Here is a 17,798-nt window from a genome sequence, read left to right on the forward strand (position 1 = left end):
CCAAGGCGCGGTCAAGTCTGGGCTTGGCTATTCTGTCCGTAGCGCGAAAGGCGGAGGTCGATCCATCGATATGAAATCGTTGGATCAATACGAGGTTTGCTTCGAAAGGTCTGTTCCGACGATGCAGGCGGTTATGTTTTATGTAGTGCCGGTGTTGGAGGAGTGCCCCCAGAAGGTTGGCAGGTAGGTATCGCCTTGGAGGGCACCGAATATCTCGGGGAAGTCCGCTGGAAGTATTTGATCGGACATCGCGTTGTGTGGCGATATCGGATGTTAAGCGCAGTCCATCGGCTATACCGATGAAGACAGCAACCGTCACGCACCCCGGTCCCCAACCGGAGCAAGCCTAAGCTCGATCTTGCATTTGGGCTCGTCAGCTTGCTGACGGGCCGGCAGCCCGTCGGCGAGCGAGTCCACCAGCGAGTCGCCCTTGTCGTCCCCGTCGGCCAGTGAGTCGACGAGCGAGCCCGCCTGACCCATCCAGTTCGGCCTCGGCCGACGGTGACGGCGGCCTCCTCCGCAGAGACCAGGAGTGACGGCCGGTGCGGGCGTGCCGAGGGGCACGCCCGCACCGGATCACAGAGCCCTACGGCCGCACGGTCAGAAGTTCTCCTCGAGCTGGCTCTTCAGCATCGCGAGGGCGAAGAAGCCGTAGAAGCCGATGGCCAGCAGCATCATGCCCAGCCGTGGCCCCCGCAGCCGTACGGCGGCCGGCAGATCGCGGCGGTTGAGCCGGATCAGCAGCGCCGTGTAGACGAGGGTGACGATGGAGGCGGTGCAGGTGGAGATGGTCAGCAGCACGATCGGCTGGTTCACCCCGGACAGCAGGATCGCCGAGCCGATGGCGACCTCGGCCCACACCACCGCGAAGTACAGCCGTCCCTCGGTCCAGAAGGCCGCATCGCGCAGGTAGTTGCGCTTGGCGAAGTCGCTGACCACCCGTCCGATGATGTCGAGCAGACCGATCGAGGCGGCCCAGAGCGAGACCGTGGCCACCGCGAAGAACAGGATCTTCAGCCAGTCGCCCACCTGCTGCCCCAGCAGATCGCCCTGGAGCCGCAGGAACTCCGGGCTGTTCTCCACGTCGTCGCGCCCGAAGAGGGTTTCGTACGCGAGCATGCTCATCAGCCCGATCGTCACCAGGCAGATGACGAAGAACGACAGGATGTGCTCGGTGTTGGCCCGCCGCCACCACACCCGCCAGCGGGCCAGATTGGCCTCGTCCTGCGGAAAGGCGTAGCGGTCGGCGCCGGATGCCTCCGACTGGCCGGTGATCGGGGAGACCAGCTTGGGGACATGGGCGCCCATGCCGTAGCCCTTGTCCCGGATCCAGTTGCTGAGCACCAGGTTGTGCACCCCGCCCGCCCCGGCGGCGCCCAGCGCGCTGAGGATCATGGTGAAGGTGATGCCGTCCGGGATCCGGCCGGCGCCGGTGACGGTCTTCTCGCCCGCCGTGGTCCATGTGTGCCAGCCGATGACGGCGACCGCGACGACGGCGAGGAAGAACAGCGTCAGGATGACCTTGACCAGTTCGACCTTCTCGATCGTGCGGTAGACCACCGGTGAGACGGTCAGCACCACCCCGAAGCCCACCAGCGAGCCCACGGTGATCCAGACGACATCGCCGCCGCCGGTCAGATAGGTGAGCACGGTCGATCCGGAGGTGGCCCAGCCCGGCCAGACGTACTGGAACGCCCCGGCCAGGCAGATCAGGATGCCCCACGCCTTGGACCAGCGGGAGAATCCGGCGACCACGGTCTGCCCGGTGGCCAGGGTGTAGCGCTCGATCTCCAGGTTGATCACCGTCTGGATGGCCAGGGTCACCACCGCGAGCCACAGCAGCCCGAGCCCGCCGACCGAGGTCAGATACGGCCAGAGGATGATCTCGCCCGCCGCCATGCCGATCCCGACGGCGACGACCCCCGGGCCGACCATCGTGCGCAGCGGTGGTGGATCGGGCAGATCGAGACAGTCGGGCGGGGCGGCGGTGGGGGACGGGCGCTGGGCGGACGGTGTCGACGACGCTGACGACATGGCGGCTCCTCGGGGGACGGCGAGGCCGTATCCGGACAGGGGGGTCGGGGGATTCAGCGGGTGCGGGCGTGCTGGGCGGCCAGGCGTACGGGCGCGTTGGCCGCGCCGTAGCCCTGGTAGCCGTCGATCCGCTGGACGATCTCGAAGAAGACCCGGCCGACGGTGGCCGTGTACAGGTGCAGGAAGGTGCCGCTGTCGTCCCGGTCGTAGAGCAGGCCGAGTTCCCGCAGGGTGCGATGGAGCGCGGGGGCCAGTTCATGGCGCGCTTCGAGGTCGTCGTAGTAGTTGTCGGGGATGGGCAGCAGGGGCGCGCCGCGTTCCCGCAGCCGGCGCGCGGTGGCGACGATGTCGCGGCTGTGCAGCGCGATGTGCTGCCACAGCGAGCCGGACGGGCCCGAACCCGGGCGGATCTGGGCCACGTTGAGCGCGAGCCGCACCGAGCCGTCGGCGCCTGAGACGGCCCGGCTGCGCAGCAGCCCGTACGGATCGGCCAGTTCGAGGGACTCGTGCGGCCGCAGCCCCAGGACGGTGCGGTAGAACAGCGACGCCTCGTCGAAGTGGTGCCGGGGCTGGGTGAGCGCCACATGGTCGATGCGGGTGATCCCGGCGGGGGCGGCGGAGGCGGCGCGTGGCGTGAAGTCGCCGGTCCAGCTGGGGTGGTCGGGGTGTTCGGTGCGGCAGAAGAAGAGCTCGGTGGAGTCGGGCGCGGCGACCGCGTCCAGCGGGGCGTCCGCCACGGCCCGGTGGCGCGGCAGGACGGGGGCGAGCAGGGCCCGCGCCCGGCCCGCGGACGCGGCCGGGTCGGGGGTCTCCAGGCCGATGGCGGCGAGCGCCGATTCGGGGTGCCCGGTGGTGGCGTCGAGGCCGGAGTTGAGGACGATACGGGCGTCGCCCTGCTCCCACAGCTCCACGGGCTTGGAGTGGTGGCGGCCGGTGCGGGCGAAGCCCAGCTCGGTCAGCAGCGCGGGCAGCTCGGGGCCGGTGGAGGCCAGTTCGGCGAAGGCGAAGCCGGTGGGGACGGCGGGGGCGGGCAGATCGGTGCGGCCCGCGGCCTCCTCCAGGGCGATCAGCGAGCGCAGCGCGTCCACGGCGGTACGGGCGGTGTCGCCCTGCCGGAAGACGTCGTTGAAGACCTCCAGGGACAGCAGCCCGCCGTAGCCGGTCCGCAGCACGTGCTCCAGCAGCCCGGCCACGTCGAGGCCGCCCTGGCCGGGGAAGCAGCGGTAGTGGCGGCTCCACTGGAGGACGTCCATGGCCATCAGCGGGGCGTCGGCGAGCTGGAGGAAGAAGATCTTCTCGCCGGGGATCTCCTCGATGCCCTTGGGGTCCGAGCCGCGCGAGAGGATGTGGAAGCTGTCCAGGCAGGTGCCGAGCGCCGGGTGGTCGGCCTGCCGGACGATCCGCCAGGCGTGGTCGTAGGTGTTCACATGCCGCCCCCAGGCCAGCGCCTCGTAGGCGATGCGGATGCCGTGGGCGGCGGCCCGCTCGGCGAGGAGGCGCAGCTGCTCGGCGGCGAGGGCGTCGTCGTCGAGGGCGGCGGGGGAGACGCTGGAGCACACCAGCATCAGATCCGCCCCGAGCCGCTCCATGACCGCGAACTTCTTCTCGGCCCGGCGCAGCGTGCGGGCCAGGAGGTCCTCGGGCACGGCCTCGACGTCGCGGAATGGCTGGAAGAGGTCGATGGCGAGGCCGAGTTCGGCGGCCCGGTCCCGGATCCGCTCCGGTGACAGGGGGCTGGCCAGCAGGTCGTTCTCGAAGATCTCGACCCCGTCGAAACCGGCGGCGGCGATGGCGGTGAGCTTCTCCTCGAGGGTGCCGCTGAGGCATACGGTGGCGATGGACTTGCGCATGATCAGCCTCCGGCGGGGAGCTCGAGCAGATCGGAGAGGTCGGTGAGCATCCGTGTCGCGTCGGGTTCGCGGCCGGTGAAGAGGCGGAAGGCGTCGGCGGCCTGGAAGACGGCCATGCCGCCGCCGTCCAGGGTGCGGCAGCCGGCCGCGCGGGCGGCTGCCAGCAGCGGGGTCTCCAGCGGGCGGTAGACCACCTCGGCGACCCACAGTCCGGCCCGCAGCAGCTCCACGGGCAGCGGCAGCCCGGGGTGGGCGGCCATTCCGGTGGGGGTGGCGTGCACCAGCCCGTCGGCGCCGCCGACGGCCGCCGGGAGCCCGGCGGGTGCGACGGTACGGACCCGGGCGGCGCCGAACCGTGCCGCCAGCGTCCCGGCGAGCCCGGCGGCCCGTGCCGGATCGGTGTCGGCCAGCGTCAGCCGGTCGGCGCCGACGGTCAGCAGGGCGTGGGCGACGGCCGAGCCCGCCCCGCCCGCGCCGAGCAGCACGATCTCGCCGGTGGGCGCGTCGGGCAGACCGCGGGCGAAGGAGCGGGCGAAGCCGGACCCGTCGGTGTTGTGGCCGATGGCCCGGCCGTCCTCGCCGAACACCACCGTGTTGACCGCGCCGAGCAGCGCGGCGTCCTCCGACAGCCCGTCGAGGTGCCCGATGACCGTCTGCTTGCACGGGTGGGTGATGTTGAGCCCGTCGAAGCCCAGCCGGGCGGCGGCCCGCACCAGCTCGCCGACCCCGTCCGGGCCGAGCCCCAGCGGATCGATGTCGATCAGGCGGTAGAGGTACCGCAGCCCGTGGCGGTCGGCCTCGCGCTGGTGGAGGGCGGGGGAGAGGGAGGGGCCCACTCCGGATCCGATCAGCCCGACCAGACAGGACTCCCGCCTCTCCCGGCCCTCCCGCCTCTCCCGGCCCTCCCGCCCCTCCGGGCCCTCCCGCGCCCCGCGTGACTGCCGCGCACTGCCGCGCATACCGGCGGCCTCCCGTCTTCCCGGCTAATGTACGAACTGGTTCGTTAGTAGCGTGGACAGTAAAGGCCCAGGACCGCCCTCTTGGGAACCCCCTGGACGTAGAGTGGCCCCAGCATGAGCGATCAGCCGCCGAAGAACAGCCGTCTCCGCGACGCCGTCCGCACCCAGGCCGAGATCCTGGACGTCGCCACCCGCGAATTCGCCGAACGCGGCTACGCCGGGGCCCGCGTCGACGAGATAGCCGCCCTCACTCGCACCACCAAGCGGATGATCTACTACTACTTCGGCGGCAAGGAGCAGCTCTACATCAAGGTCCTGGAGCGCGCCTACACCGGCATCCGCGAGGCCGAACAGGCCGTGGACGTCACCGGTCTGGACCCCGCCGAGGCCATCCGCCACCTGGCCGAGCTGACCTTCGACCACCACACCGAACACGCCGATTTCATCCGGCTGGTGTCCATCGAGAACATCCACCGGGCCGAGCACCTGGCCAAGTCCGAGACGCTGGCCAAGGCCGGCACACCGGTGATCGACCTGATCTCCGGGATCCTCGCCCGCGGCCGGGAGCAGGGCGTCTTCCGGGGCGACGCCGACGCCGTCGACATCCACATGATGATCAGCTCATTCGCCGTCTTCCCGGTGGCCAACCAGCACACCTTCGGCACCCTCTTCGGCCGCGACCCCCTGGACCCGGGGCGCCGCGCCCACTACCGCCGGATGGTCGGCGACATGGTCGTCGCCTACCTCCGCGCCGGGTCCTGAACCGTACGGTGCGGGACCCGGCGCGACGGGGCGGGACGGCTCAGGACGGCATCGCGAGCTCGAACCAGACGACCTTGCCCGTGGACAGCCGGGTCGCGCCCCAGCGCCGCGCCATCCGGTTCACCAGATACAGCCCGCGCCCGCCCTCGTCGGACGGCCGGGCCTGGCGCAGCCGCGGCAGCTGCGGCACATCGTCGCCGACCTCGCAGCGCAGGACGTCCGTGCGCAGCAGCCGCAGCGTGATGGGCCGCTCCGCGTAGCGCACCGCGTTCGTCACCACCTCGCTGACCAGCAGCTCCACCGCGTCCGTCAGGTCCTCCAGGTCCCAGCGGGCCAGCGCCCGGCGGGCCAGCCGGCGCGCCTGCCCGGCGGTCTGCGCCTTCGGGTCCAGGAACCAGTACGCGACATCGCTGGGCGCGATGCCCTCGAACCGGGCCGCGAGCAGCGCCACGTCGTCGTCGCGGTCGCCGGGGCCGAGCATGTCCAGCACCTCGTCGCACAGCGGCTCCAGCGGCGGCGGGTTGGGGCCGGTGAGCCGGGCGGTGGCGGTCAGCCGCTCCCGCAGCTGCTCGATCCCGGTCCACACATCGCGCATCCGCGACTCGACCAGACCGTCGGTGTAGAGCATCAGGGTGGCCCCGGCCGGGGCGTCCAGCTCGACCGCCTCGAAGTCGACACCGCCGACCCCGATCGGCGCCCCCGGCGGCACCCGCAGCACCTCGGCGCGGCCGCCCCGGTGCAGCAGGAGCGGCGGCGGATGGCCCGCGTTGGCCACCACGATGCGGTGCGCGACGGGGTCGTAGACCGCGTACAGGCAGGTGGCCATGCGGTCGGTGCCCAGCCGCTGGGCCTGCTCGTCCAGGTGGTGCAGCACCTCCTGCGGCGGCAGATCGAGTCCGGCGAGGGTCTGCGCGGTGGTGCGCAGCTGGCCCATGATCGCGGCGGAGGTCATCGAATGGCCCATCACATCGCCGACCACCAGCGCCACCCGGTTGCCCGGCAGCGGGATCGCGTCGTACCAGTCGCCGCCGACCCGCGCGGTCTCGGCCGCGGGCAGATAGCGGCTGGCCAGCCGGACGCCGGTGGGCTGCGGCAGCGAGTCGGGCAGCATGGTGCGCTGGAGCTCGTCCGCGATGTACACCTCGCGCCCGTACAGCACCGCCTTGTCGACGCCGAGCGCGGTGTGGGTGGCCAGCTGGGCGGCCACCAGCAGATCGTCCGGTTCGAACGGCGGCCGGTCCGGGCGGCGTACGAAGACGGCCGCGCCGATCACCCGGCGGCGGCCGCGCAGCGGCGCCAGCACGGTGCGCTGACCGGTCGCCACCGACGGCCCCTCGCCGAGCAGTTCCGGCAGCGCGGCACGGGCGGCCTGCGAGTCGCCGAACACCGGCCGCACCCCGCGCAGCACCTCGGCCAGCGGACCGCCCGCCTCCACCTCGCACAGCTCGGCGGCCGGGCCGCCGCCCACGGCGGGCGACAGATCCGGCTGGGAGGGCAGCAGCGACAGCCGGCCGCTCTCGGTGTCCGGGTCCAGCGGGATCCGGTCGGTGCGGCGCAGCCGCAGCACCACCGGGCCGACCGGGCGCTCGTCGCCGACCGGCAGCGGATCGCGCAGATAGACCAGGATCGCGTCGGCGAAGGTGGGCACGGTGGCCCGGCACAGGCCCAGCACGATCTCGTCCAGGTCGATGCCCCGGGCGATCCGGCGGGTAGCGGCCCCCACGAACCGCAGCCGGTCGCCGCCCCGGTCCCGCGCGATGGCCGCCTCGGCGGCCGCGGTGCCGCCCGCGGGCGGCACCGCGGGCACTCCGCCCTCCGGCGCGCTGTAGGCGACCTCACCCGCCGTGGCGGCCGCCGCGTGAGCCTCGCCAGAGCCGGCCGCCGCGTGGGCCTCGCCGGACCCGGCCGCCGCGTGGGCCTCGCCAGGCCCGGCCGCCGTATGGGCCTCGCCGGACCCGGCCGCCGCGTGGGCCTCGCCGGGCCCGGCCGCCGTATGGGCCTCGCCGGGCCGCTCCGGATGCTCGCCCGCGCCGGTGCCCCGGCGCGCCGCTCCCCGGCCGCGCCCGTCGCCCTGGGCGGCCGGGGGCTGCTCGTCGGGGCCGGTGCCGCCGTTCGCCCCCGGCCGGCGCGACGCGCCTCTTGCGGCATTGCGATCCGCGTCCCACACAGGCTCGCCCTCCGGTGTGCCGTGCTCCGGCTGCGCCGGGTGCTCGCTCTCCGCCGTGTTCCGGCGCTCCCTGCCTCCACCACCGCGCGCCGCGGCGGCGCCACCCCGCCCGTCCGCCCCGTCCGCCCCGTCCGCGCCGTTCCTGCCGCGGCCACGGCGCGCGGGGCCCGTCCGGTCGGCGCCCTCGCCGCGCTCGGGGGCGGCGCCGCGCCCTCTGGCGCGGGGCGCGGGCTCCCCGGCCGGACCCGGGGGCCCGTCGTGCGCCGCCGGTGCGGCGGGCCCGTCCGTGGGGCAGGCCGGACGCGGGCGGCCGTCGCCCGGCTCCTGGCCGGGGGCAGCCGTCTGCCGCACGGCGGTCCGCGGGTCCGGGACCGCGCCGTGCGCGTCGTCGGGCGCGGCCGCGCCCGGGGCGGCGGCAGAGGTGGCCGCCTGCCGCCTGTTGTGGGAGGTGGGGTGCTCCGTCACGCGTGGGTTTCCATCCGTCCGGGGCCGTGCGCCCGCGTCTCGCGGGCGCACCGAGTGTCAGGCACGTCGTCGGCAGTTCAGATAGAGCTGGATCTCGGGTGGTACGTCCGTGCTGGCCGGGGCGTACGCGTGCGAGTCCTCCCCGGCGATCTCGAAGCCCGCATCGCGGACGGCCTGGCGCAGCTCGTCCCGCAGATAACCGGATACCCGGACCGAGTTGCCGAGGAACGGAATGGGGAAGTCGTCGATGTCCGCCTCCACCATGGCGAGCCCCAGCAGCCCCCCGGGTCTTAAGCCGGCGTGCAGGGTCCGGAGCGCGTACGGGATCTCCGGGCGGGGCAGCAGCAGCAGTGTGAAGTAGGCGGCGATGCCGTCGAAGGGGCCGAGCTCCCGGGGGCCTCCGGGGCCGTACCGGCCGCCCACCCGCAGATCGACGATGTCCACATGGTGGAAGGTGGCCTCCGGCACATTGTCCCGGGCCAGCTTGAGCATCCCCGGGGAGATGTCGATCCCGACCACCTCGTGCCCCGCGTCGACCAGCTGACGGGCCGTGGGCAGGCCCGTGCCGCAGCCGACATCGAGCACCCGGGAGCCGGGCGGAAGCGTTTCGGCCAGCCAGCGGCCGGCGTCGAGCTGGCCCTCCTTGTGCGGAAAGGCGTCGTCGTAGCGGTCGCCGATGTGGTCGAAGGCTTCCGCCTGACCGCTGCGGTCCAGTGCGAGGCGGTCGAAGTCCTCGTAGCCCTCGTAACCGTCCCCTTGCTCGTCCTCACCGCTCACGACCCGCCCCTTCTGTGACATTACGTCAGATCTTGCGCATCGCCCGTGACTTGCGCCGGCGTCTGGCTGTCCCGCATGGGCAGTGTTCCGGACGACGATCCTACGTTTGAAACACTGGGACACGACAAGAGGTTCATGACCTCGAGTGTGCCGAGGTGTGCTTCTTGTCCGTACGGCCCCAGTCCGCCGGAAGCGCGGGCACGGACCACGTGGGGTCGGGCCGCCAGTTCTCCCATCCGTCCCGGAAGGGCGCTTCCCAGGACTCGATGGCCGCCGTGGCCGCCCGCCCCGCGGCCCGGACCCGCTCCGCCTGCTCGGGACCCATCAGCCCGGCCCGCTGCGCCTGCGCGAACTCGTCCTCGTCCTTCCATTCCCAGCTGCGGTCGGCGTAGACCGCGATGTCCAGGAAGTGGTCCTCGGAGTCCACTCCGCGGTCCCAGCGGACCAGCGGCTCCTCCAGGTTCACGTACCAGTTCCGGAATCGCCAGCCATGGTCCCAGAACAGCCACACCGACCACGGCTCGCCGGGCCGGGCCAGCTTCAGCACACCGGTGCCGAACCACTGGGACCGCGCGGTGGTCCGCGGCTTGGTGTACCGGGTGGACAGCGGCTCGTGGTGCACCGAGGTGCCGTCGGTGAGCTGCGGCTTGACGCAGACGGTGCCGGGGGCGAGCCAGACGGCGAGCAGCTCCGCGGTGTCCTCGACGACGGTCACGGGACGGCAGATGTGGATGACGTCGGAGGCGTTGGCCCGATAACGCCACATGATGTGGTCGCCCGGTGCCCACCGGGCGGTGTCCGCCGTTCCCGTCGTCTCCACGATGTCCGCTGTCATGAGCAGATCTTAGGTGCGCACGGGCCGCGACGCCGTGACCTATGACGCAACCGGGGGCCAACGCCCGGCTAAGGATGTGTCATGCGCAGGACGTCAAGCGCCTCGTCCAACTGGTCGAGCGTCAGCAGTCCGCGCTCCACATAGCCGGACTCCAGCACCACCTCGCGGATCGTCTTGCGCTCCGCCAGCGACCGCTTGGCCACCTTCGCCGCCTCCTCGTAGCCGAGGTAGCGGTTGAGCGGGGTGACGACGGACGGCGAGGACTCCGCGTACTCCCGGGCCCGCTCGGCGTTGGCGGTGATCCCGTCGATCGTGCGGTCCGCGAGCAGCCGCGAGACATTGGTCAGCAGCCGGATCGACTCCAGCAGATTCTTGGCGATCACCGGGAGCATCACATTGAGCTCGAAGTTCCCGGCGGCCCCGGCCGTGGCGACGGTGGTGTCATTGCCGGTGACCTGCGCCGCGACCATCAGCGTGGCCTCGGGGATCACCGGGTTGACCTTCCCGGGCATGATCGACGAGCCGGGCTGGAGATCGGGCAGCGCGATCTCGGCGAGCCCGGTGCGCGGGCCCGACGCCATCCAGCGCAGATCGTTGGCGATCTTGGTGAGGCCGACCGCGATCGTCCGCAGCTGCCCGGACGTCTCGACCAGCCCGTCCCGCGCGCCCTGTGCCTCGAAGTGGTCCCGGGCCTCGGTCAGCGGCAGCCCGGTGGCGCGGGTCAGCTCGGCGATGACGGCGGCGGCGAACCCGGGCGGGGTGTTGATCCCGGTGCCCACCGCCGTCCCGCCCAGCGGCAGCTCGGCCAGCCGGGGGAGCGAGGCGCGCAGCCGCTCGATCCCGTACCGCACCTGGGCCGCGTAGCCGCCGAACTCCTGACCGAGGGTCACCGGAGTGGCGTCCATCAGATGGGTCCGCCCCGCCTTGACCACCTCGGCGAACTCGGCGGCCTTGCGCTCCAGCGCCTCCGCCAGATGGGCCAGGGCCGGGATCAGATCGCCGGTGACGGCCGCGGTGGCCGCGATGTGGATGGAGGACGGGAAGACGTCGTTGGAGGACTGGCTGGCGTTGACGTGGTCATTGGGGTGCACCGGGCGGCCCAGGCGGTCGCTCGCCAGGGTGGCCAGCACCTCGTTGGTGTTCATATTGGACGAGGTGCCGGAGCCGGTCTGGAAGACGTCCACCGGGAAGTGGTCGTCCCAGCGGCCCTCGGCGACCTCGGCCGCCGCCTCCGAGATCGCCCCCGCGACGTCCTTGTCCACCACGCCCAGCTCGGCGTTGACCAGGGCGGCCGCGCCCTTGATCCGGGCCAGCGCCTGGATGTGCGCCCGCTCCAGACGCTGCCCGCTGACGGGGAAGTTCTCCACCGCCCGCTGGGTCTGGGCGCGCCACTTGGCGTGCGCGGGCACCCTGACCTCTCCCATCGAGTCGTGCTCGACGCGGTAGCCCTCCTGGGGGCTGTCGTCGCGGTGGCTCTCGTCGGTCATGGGGACACCTCCGTCCAGCACAGCGTCTTCACGCCACGCCGTGTTCCCGCGCCCGCTGAGCCGGACTGGTGAGCCCGGTCACCGTACGGCCTCGGGCGCCCGCGGGGTCTCCACCTCGCCGGTGCGCTTGAGTTTCTGCCATGGCAGCAGGGCACCGGTGGCCGCGGTGACGCAGGAGTGCAGTAGCACCAGATACATCAATTGGCGGTAGGCGATCTGCTGCAACGGCAGTACGGCCAGTGCGCGGTAGTTCTCCCGGTCCAACCGGAACGCGTACGCCGCACCCAGTAGCTGAACCAGCAGCAGCGCCGCCCACGCCAGCAGCGAGCGCACCGGGTCCAGGAAGATCACCCCGTAGAGGGTGAAGAGGTCGATCAGCGGCGCGCACAGCGGGGTGAGGATCTGGAAGAGCACCACCAGCGGCATCCCCACCCGCCCGAACCGCCCCGAGGGCCCCCGGTCGATCAGCGAGCGGCGGTGCTTCCACAGCGCCTGCATGGTGCCGTAGGACCAGCGGTAGCGCTGCTTCCACAGCTGGCCGAGGGAGCTGGGCGCCTCGGTCCAGGCGCGGGCGTGCTCCTGGTAGACCACCCGCCAGCCGGCCCGGTGCAGGGCGATGGTGATGTCGGTGTCCTCGGCCAGGGTGTCCGCGCTCATGCCCCCGGCGTCCAGCAGCGCCCGGCGGCGGAAGGCGCCGATCGCGCCGGGGATGGTGGGCATGCAGCGCAGCAGGTCGTACATCCGCCGGTCGAGGTTGAAGCCCATCACGTACTCGATGTGCTGCCAGGCGCCGATCAGCTTCCCCCGGTTGCCGACCTTGGCGTTGCCCGCCACCGCGCCCACCCGTGAGTCGGCGAACGGGCGCACCAGCTCACGGATGGTGGTGGGCTCGAAGACGGTGTCGCCGTCCATCATCACGATCAGCTCGTGACTGGCGTGGGCGATGCCGCGGTTGAGGGCCGCGGGCTTGCCCGCGTTGGCCTGGCGCAGCACCCGTACGTTGGGCAGCCCCATCGCCTCGGCGATGTCGGCGGTGCCGTCGGTGGAGCCGTCGTCCACGACCAGGATCTCGATGGGGTGGGTGGAGGCGGACAGCGACTTCAGGGTGTTGGCGATGCACTCCTTCTCGTTGTACGCGGGCACGATCACGCTGACCGGATCGGTGACCTCCTGCACCCGGCTCCAGCGCCGCCGCTCCCGGGAGCGCCGGTGCCACCAGGCGAGGACCACCATCAGCAGCAGCCGCCCGATCACCGAGAAGCCCACCAGGCCCAGCATCCCCATCAGGAACGGCAGTGCGCTGTGGCTGACCCCGGCCGCCCAGATCAGCGCCCGGCCCTCCCAGACCGGCAGGGCGCGCGCCGGGTGGTTGGCGCTGTGGGCGCCGAGCGCGCCGGTGACCGTGGTGAAGGAGTAGCCCTTCTTCTTCATCCGCTCGATGTACAGCGACAGGGCCCGCACGGTGCGGGCGCGGTTGCCGCCCGCGTCGTGGAAGAGCACCGACGCGCCCTTCCTGCCCTCGGGGGTGGCGTTCTGGACGATCTCCTTCACCGGGGGCCGCTGCCAGTCCTCGCTGTCGGTGTCCACGAACGCGCTGATGTAGCCCTTGGAGCCGATGTGCTGCTGCACCGGCCAGGTGCGGTCGTCCAGCGCGCGGACCTTGGAGGCGTACGGCGCCCGGAACAGCGAGCTGGTGATGCCCGCCGCACCGGCCAGGGCCAGCTGGGACTGGGCCAGTTCGCGGTCCATGCGCCCCTTGCCCTGGTACGACAGGTCGACATGGGAGAAGGTGTGCACCCCGACCTCATGGCCCGCGGCCCGCATCCGGCGGACCAGCTCCGGATGGCGGATCACCATCTGGCCCAGGACGAAGAAGGTCCCCCGCACCTTGTGGCGGCGCAGCACGTCGAGGATCTCCGGGGTCCAGCGCGGGTCCGGGCCGTCGTCGAAGGTCATCGCGATGGTCCTGGACGGGATGGAGTGCTCGGTGGCCTTCCCCCGGCGGTCGAAGGTGATCACCGGGCCGCCCTTGCGCAGCCGGTCGGGGACGGTGCGCGAGGCGTGTGAGCGGTACACCCGGGCGTCGTTGCCGACCTCGGCGTGCAGATAGCCGTCCAGCAGCAGGGTGCACACCAGCGCGAGCAGGGTCGCGAGGGCGAGCACCATCCGGGTACGGGTGCGGAGCTTGCGCGGCTTGACGGTACGGAGCCTGCTCCTGAGCCCGCCGGTGAGCTTGATTCCGCCCGTGAGCCCGAGCCCGAGCCTGAGCCTGAGCCCGAACCTGAGTCCGAGCCTGCCCCTGGCTCCGGGGCCGTCCGTGCGGTGCGTGGCGCGGCGGCCGGAGCCGGTCAGGCGGAACACCGTACGGGGCGTGTCGTCCTGACGGGGCGCGGGGAGCCGGCGGCGCGGCCGCGGCAGCCTCGGCGGTCTGCCGCCGCTCACGGCGCCTCGCCCTCGGCCTTGGGGGCGCCCGGCCCATCGGCCGGGGTGTCGCCTCCGGCGGGCCCCTTGGGGGGCTTGGGCGTATCGGCCTGCGGGGGCTTCTGGGACTGGGGCTTCTGGGGAGACGCGGTGTGGCCGGGCCGTGTGGTGTGGCCGGGGGCCTGCGGGCGGCCGGAGCCCTCGGCGGGCGGCTCGGCCCCGGCGTGGTGCTGCTTCGACGGCGTGTGGGACCCGCCCGTGGGCCGCTTGCCGGGCGGGTGGGCGGCCGGATGTGACGGCGTGTGGCCGGCCTTGTGGTGCTTGCCGGGCCGGTGCCCGGCGGCGGAGTCATGGCCGCCGGGGCGGTGGTGCGCGGGGGAGTGCCGCGGTGCCGCGCGGGGGGCCTTGGGCGGGCCGGGCTGCGGAGGCGCGGGCCGTGGCCGGGTGGTGATGGGGGCCAGGGCGACGGGCTGCCGGGTGTCCCGGTGGTCCGGGCGGCCCGAGGCGTGGCGCTCGCGCCGGTGCTGACGGTCGGTCGGCCCGTACTCGTCGTCCCCGTACTCGTCCTCGTGGCCGTACGCGTGCGCGGCACGCCGCTCATGCGACCCGGAGGGCCCCGAACGCCCCTCGGGGGTGTGCTTCGGCCCCCGGTCGAACGCCTCGGTGGAGACGGGATGTCCGGGGATCAGCGTCTGCGGCGCGAACGGCGTACCGCCCGCGTAGCCCAACCCCAGGACCGCCGAATAGCCGAGGCAGGCGGCTCCCGCGACGACGCCCACATGCCGTACGAGCCGGCCACGGCGCCCGGACAGGTCCACGAACACGGGCCCCTTCCGGGCCACGTCAGCGCGGAGGGGACGCGAAGGCGCGCGCTCGGCCACATCTGACTGAGGATCCATACGGAAGAGGTTAAGGCAGAAAATACGATATGCGACACATAAGTCAAACATGCGGTGTGTCATAGTTCAGTAGGCTTCACCGAATATGCGAGGTTTGACGGGGAGAACGGCACGGGCGGCACCGGCCCCCGGCGCCTCGTACCGGACCACAAGGAGGAGCCAGAGCCATGAGGGCCAGCCCCCGCATGAGCGGAATCGCCGTGGCCGGCGCGGTGGTCTGCGCCACCATCGCCGTATGGGCGGGACACCAGAAGCAGTCGTCCGAGCCGCACGCCGCGCCCTCACAGCCCCGGGCGTCGCAGCCCCCCGCGGCGCGCCCGCCCGCCGAGTTCGTGCCGTACGTCAACGCCTGGTCGGACTCCGGCTATGACATGGCCGCCGCGGCGTCGCGCGGGGTCAAGGAGTTCTCGCTGGGCTTCGTCGTCGCGGGCGACGGCTGCGCCCCGGTGTGGGACGGCGGCACCTCGCTGGAGGACCAGGGGCTGGAGGCCCGGATCGAGGGCGTCCGCCGGGCCGGTGGCGACGTACGGATCTCCTTCGGCGGCGCCGAGGGCACCGATCTCGCCACCGTCTGCACCGACGTCCCCGAACTCGCCTCCACGTACGCCGAGGTGATCGAGCGTTACCAGGCCGCCAGGATCGACTTCGACCTCGAGGGCGAGGCGCTCGCCAACCCCGAGGCGGCCGCCCGCCGCGCCCAGGCGCTCGCGCTGATCCAGCGCACCCACGAGGGCCTGAACATCTCCTTCACCCTGCCCGCCATGCCGGACGGGCTGACCCCGCAGGGCGTCGCCCAGTTGGAGGCCGCCAAACAGGAGGGGGTCATCCTCTCGGGCGTCAACATCATGGCGATGAACTACAGCGGCGACCACACCGGCGACATGGGCGACTACGCCGTCCAGGCGGCCACCGCCGCCCAGGCCCGGATCCGCGAGGTGTTCGGCATGTCCGACGCCGCCGCCTGGAAGATCCTCGCCGTGACGCCGATGATCGGGGTCAACGACGTCACCGGCGAGACCTTCACGCTGGAGGACGCGTCCGGTCTGGCGCGGTTCGCCGCGGAGAAGGGGGTCGGACGGCTGTCGATGTGGTCCGCCGAACGGGACCAGCCGTGCACCCCGGAGATGACCCGGTCCGCCACCCCGACCGCCCCCACGGCCGGTGCCGCGGCCCCCGAGCCGACCGCGGACGTCGCCCCCAACACCCGCTGCAGCGGCGTCACCCAGCGCCCCGGCGCCTTCGAGGCGGCGCTGCGGGGCTGACCGGGCGCGCGGTCCTTGGTCCCAGGCGGAACCCCCGGCGGGGTCGAAGGGGCGGAGCCCCCGGGATGGGACGGGTAAGGGCGGCGGGGGCGCAGCCACGCCCCCGCCGCCCCGCAGGCGTTACGCCACCCCCGGCCCCCGCACCGGAATACTCGTGAACGTCGGCTGGGGCGCCGGGTCCTGGAAGAAGTCGTTCCCCTTGTCGTCCACCACGATGAACGCCGGGAAGTCCTCGACCTCGATCCTCCAGACCGCCTCCATGCCCAGCTCCTCGTACTCGAGGACCTCGACCTTCTTGATGCAGTCCTGGGCCAGCCGCGCCGCCGGGCCGCCGATCGAGCCCAGGTAGAAGCCGCCGTGCGCGGCACACGCGTCGGTGACCTGCTTGGAGCGGTTGCCCTTGGCCAGCATGACCTTCGAGCCGCCCGCCGCCTGGAACTGCTCGACGTACGCGTCCATCCGGCCCGCCGTCGTCGGCCCGAAGGAGCCCGAGGCATAGCCCTCGGGGGTCTTGGCCGGGCCCGCGTAGTAGACCGGGTGGTTCTTGAGGTACTCGGGCATCTCCTCGCCCGCGTCCAGCCGCTCCTTGATCTTCGCGTGGGCGATGTCCCGGGCGACCACCAGGGTGCCGGTCAGCGAGAGCCGGGTCTTGACCGGGTGCCTGGTCAGCTCGGCCAGCACCTCGTCCATCGGCCGGTCGAGGTCGACGGCGACCGCGTCCAGGTCCGGGCCCGCGCCCTTGACCAGCTCCTCCTCCGTCGTCTCCGGCAGGAAGCGCGCCGGATCGGTCTCCAACTGCTCCAGGAAGACGCCCTCCGGCGTGATCTTGGCGAGCGCCTGGCGGTCGGCGGAGCACGAGACCGCGATCGCGACCGGGCAGGAGGCGCCGTGCCGCGGCAGCCGTACGACCCGCACGTCATGGCAGAAGTACTTGCCGCCGAACTGCGCGCCGATCCCGATCTTCTGCGTCAGCTCGAAGACCTTCTCCTCCAGCTCCTTGTCGCGGAAGCCGTGGCCGGTCGGCGAGCCGGAAGCGGGCAGCTCGTCCAGATAGTGCGCGGAGGCGTACTTCGCGGTCTTCAGCGCGTACTCGGCGCTGGTGCCGCCGACCACGATCGCCAGGTGGTACGGCGGGCAGGCGGCCGTGCCCAGCGAGCGGATCTTCTGCTCCAGGAACTTCATCATGGAGCCCTCGTTGAGGACCGCCTTCGTCTCCTGGTAGAGGAAGGACTTGTTGGCCGAGCCGCCGCCCTTGGCCATGAAGAGGAACTTGTAGGCGCCGCCGTCGGTCGCGTACAGCTCGATCTGCGCGGGCAGGTTCGAGCCGGTGTTCTTCTCCTCCCACATGGTCAGCGGGGCCATCTGCGAGTACCGCAGATTGAGCTTGGTGTACGCGTCGTAGACACCGCGCGAGAGGGCCTCCTCGTCACCGCCCCGCGTGAGCACGTTCTGCCCGCGCTTGCCCATGACGATCGCCGTGCCGGTGTCCTGGCACATCGGGAGCACCCCGGCGGCCGCGATGTTGGCGTTCTTCAGCAGGTCCAGCGCGACGAAGCGGTCATTGGCGCTGGCCTCCGGGTCGTCGAGGATGCGGCGCAGCTGGGCGAGGTGGGCGGGGCGCAGATAGTGCGAGATGTCGTGCATCGCCTCGGCCGCGAGCTTGCGCAGCGCCTCCGGCTCGACCTTCAGGAAGGTGCGCCCATCGGCCTCGAAGGTGCTCACGCCCTCGGAGGTCACCAGACGGTACGGCGTGGTGTCCTCTCCCAGGGGCAGCAGGTCCGAATAGGCGAAACCAGGGTGGGCAGGGCGGGAGACGGGGGACATCGCGGCCATTCCTCACTCGACAGGGCTTGGGCTGACTTCGTCGACAGCGCGTCCAT

The 17,798-nt window shown here is 72.4% G+C and carries 12 protein-coding genes; 2 read left to right on the plus strand and 10 right to left on the minus strand.

Features of this window, described 5'->3' with window-relative positions:
- Window positions 1-600: 600 nt before the first annotated feature.
- Genes JK364_RS33850 through JK364_RS33860 form a run of 3 tightly spaced genes read right to left on the minus strand, consistent with a single transcriptional unit; the run spans window position 601 to window position 4,843 of the window.
- The gene (locus JK364_RS33850; protein ID WP_201855183.1) at window positions 601-2,034 is read right to left on the minus strand and encodes an Nramp family divalent metal transporter; all 1,434 of its coding nucleotides are present in this window, start codon (window positions 2,032-2,034) and stop codon (window positions 601-603) included.
- 53 nt (window positions 2,035-2,087) lie between these two features.
- Window positions 2,088-3,884, minus strand: coding sequence for a bifunctional sugar phosphate isomerase/epimerase/4-hydroxyphenylpyruvate dioxygenase family protein (locus tag JK364_RS33855; RefSeq protein WP_201855184.1), 1,797 nt, complete (start codon window positions 3,882-3,884; stop codon window positions 2,088-2,090).
- A 2-nt stretch (window positions 3,885-3,886) separates the two neighbouring features.
- Entirely contained in the window at window positions 3,887-4,843 is a 957-nt protein-coding gene (locus tag JK364_RS33860; protein WP_201855185.1) for a shikimate dehydrogenase, read from the minus strand.
- A gap of 114 nt (window positions 4,844-4,957) precedes the next feature.
- On the opposite strand from JK364_RS33860, the gene JK364_RS33865 reads away from it, so the two are divergent.
- On the plus strand, window positions 4,958-5,605 hold the full coding sequence (locus JK364_RS33865; RefSeq protein WP_201855186.1) for a TetR/AcrR family transcriptional regulator: 648 nt from the start codon (window positions 4,958-4,960) through the stop codon (window positions 5,603-5,605).
- A 40-nt stretch (window positions 5,606-5,645) separates the two neighbouring features.
- Here JK364_RS33865 and JK364_RS33870 read toward each other — a convergent pair whose 3' ends face one another.
- The 6 genes from JK364_RS33870 to JK364_RS33895 form a co-directional block, all read right to left on the minus strand.
- On the minus strand, window positions 5,646-8,237 hold the full coding sequence (locus JK364_RS33870) for a SpoIIE family protein phosphatase (protein ID WP_201855187.1): 2,592 nt from the start codon (window positions 8,235-8,237) through the stop codon (window positions 5,646-5,648).
- A 57-nt stretch (window positions 8,238-8,294) separates the two neighbouring features.
- On the minus strand, window positions 8,295-9,035 hold the full coding sequence (locus JK364_RS33875) for a class I SAM-dependent methyltransferase (RefSeq protein ID WP_201855188.1): 741 nt from the start codon (window positions 9,033-9,035) through the stop codon (window positions 8,295-8,297).
- Window positions 9,036-9,147: 112 nt separating this feature from the next.
- Window positions 9,148-9,849, minus strand: coding sequence for a cytidylyl-2-hydroxypropylphosphonate hydrolase (gene fomD, locus JK364_RS33880; RefSeq protein WP_201855189.1), 702 nt, complete (start codon window positions 9,847-9,849; stop codon window positions 9,148-9,150).
- A gap of 68 nt (window positions 9,850-9,917) precedes the next feature.
- Window positions 9,918-11,336, minus strand: coding sequence for a class II fumarate hydratase (locus JK364_RS33885; protein WP_201855190.1), 1,419 nt, complete (start codon window positions 11,334-11,336; stop codon window positions 9,918-9,920).
- A gap of 78 nt (window positions 11,337-11,414) precedes the next feature.
- Entirely contained in the window at window positions 11,415-13,502 is a 2,088-nt protein-coding gene (locus tag JK364_RS33890) for a bifunctional polysaccharide deacetylase/glycosyltransferase family 2 protein (protein WP_201855323.1), read from the minus strand.
- Between the two features lie 272 nt (window positions 13,503-13,774).
- On the minus strand, window positions 13,775-14,656 hold the full coding sequence (locus tag JK364_RS33895) for a hypothetical protein (RefSeq protein ID WP_201855191.1): 882 nt from the start codon (window positions 14,654-14,656) through the stop codon (window positions 13,775-13,777).
- Between the two features lie 167 nt (window positions 14,657-14,823).
- Between JK364_RS33895 and JK364_RS33900 the strand changes: the two genes are divergently transcribed.
- Window positions 14,824-15,918, plus strand: coding sequence for a chitinase (locus tag JK364_RS33900; protein ID WP_201855192.1), 1,095 nt, complete (start codon window positions 14,824-14,826; stop codon window positions 15,916-15,918).
- Between the two features lie 120 nt (window positions 15,919-16,038).
- Here JK364_RS33900 and JK364_RS33905 read toward each other — a convergent pair whose 3' ends face one another.
- Complete coding sequence (locus tag JK364_RS33905; protein WP_201855193.1) at window positions 16,039-17,742, minus strand: fumarate hydratase; 1,704 nt, start codon at window positions 17,740-17,742, stop codon at window positions 16,039-16,041.
- Window positions 17,743-17,798 lie beyond the last annotated feature (56 nt).

The sequence above is a fragment of the Streptomyces endocoffeicus genome (assembly GCF_016741935.1).
In the GTDB taxonomy this organism is placed as follows: Bacteria; Actinomycetota; Actinomycetes; order Streptomycetales; family Streptomycetaceae; genus Streptomyces; species Streptomyces endocoffeicus.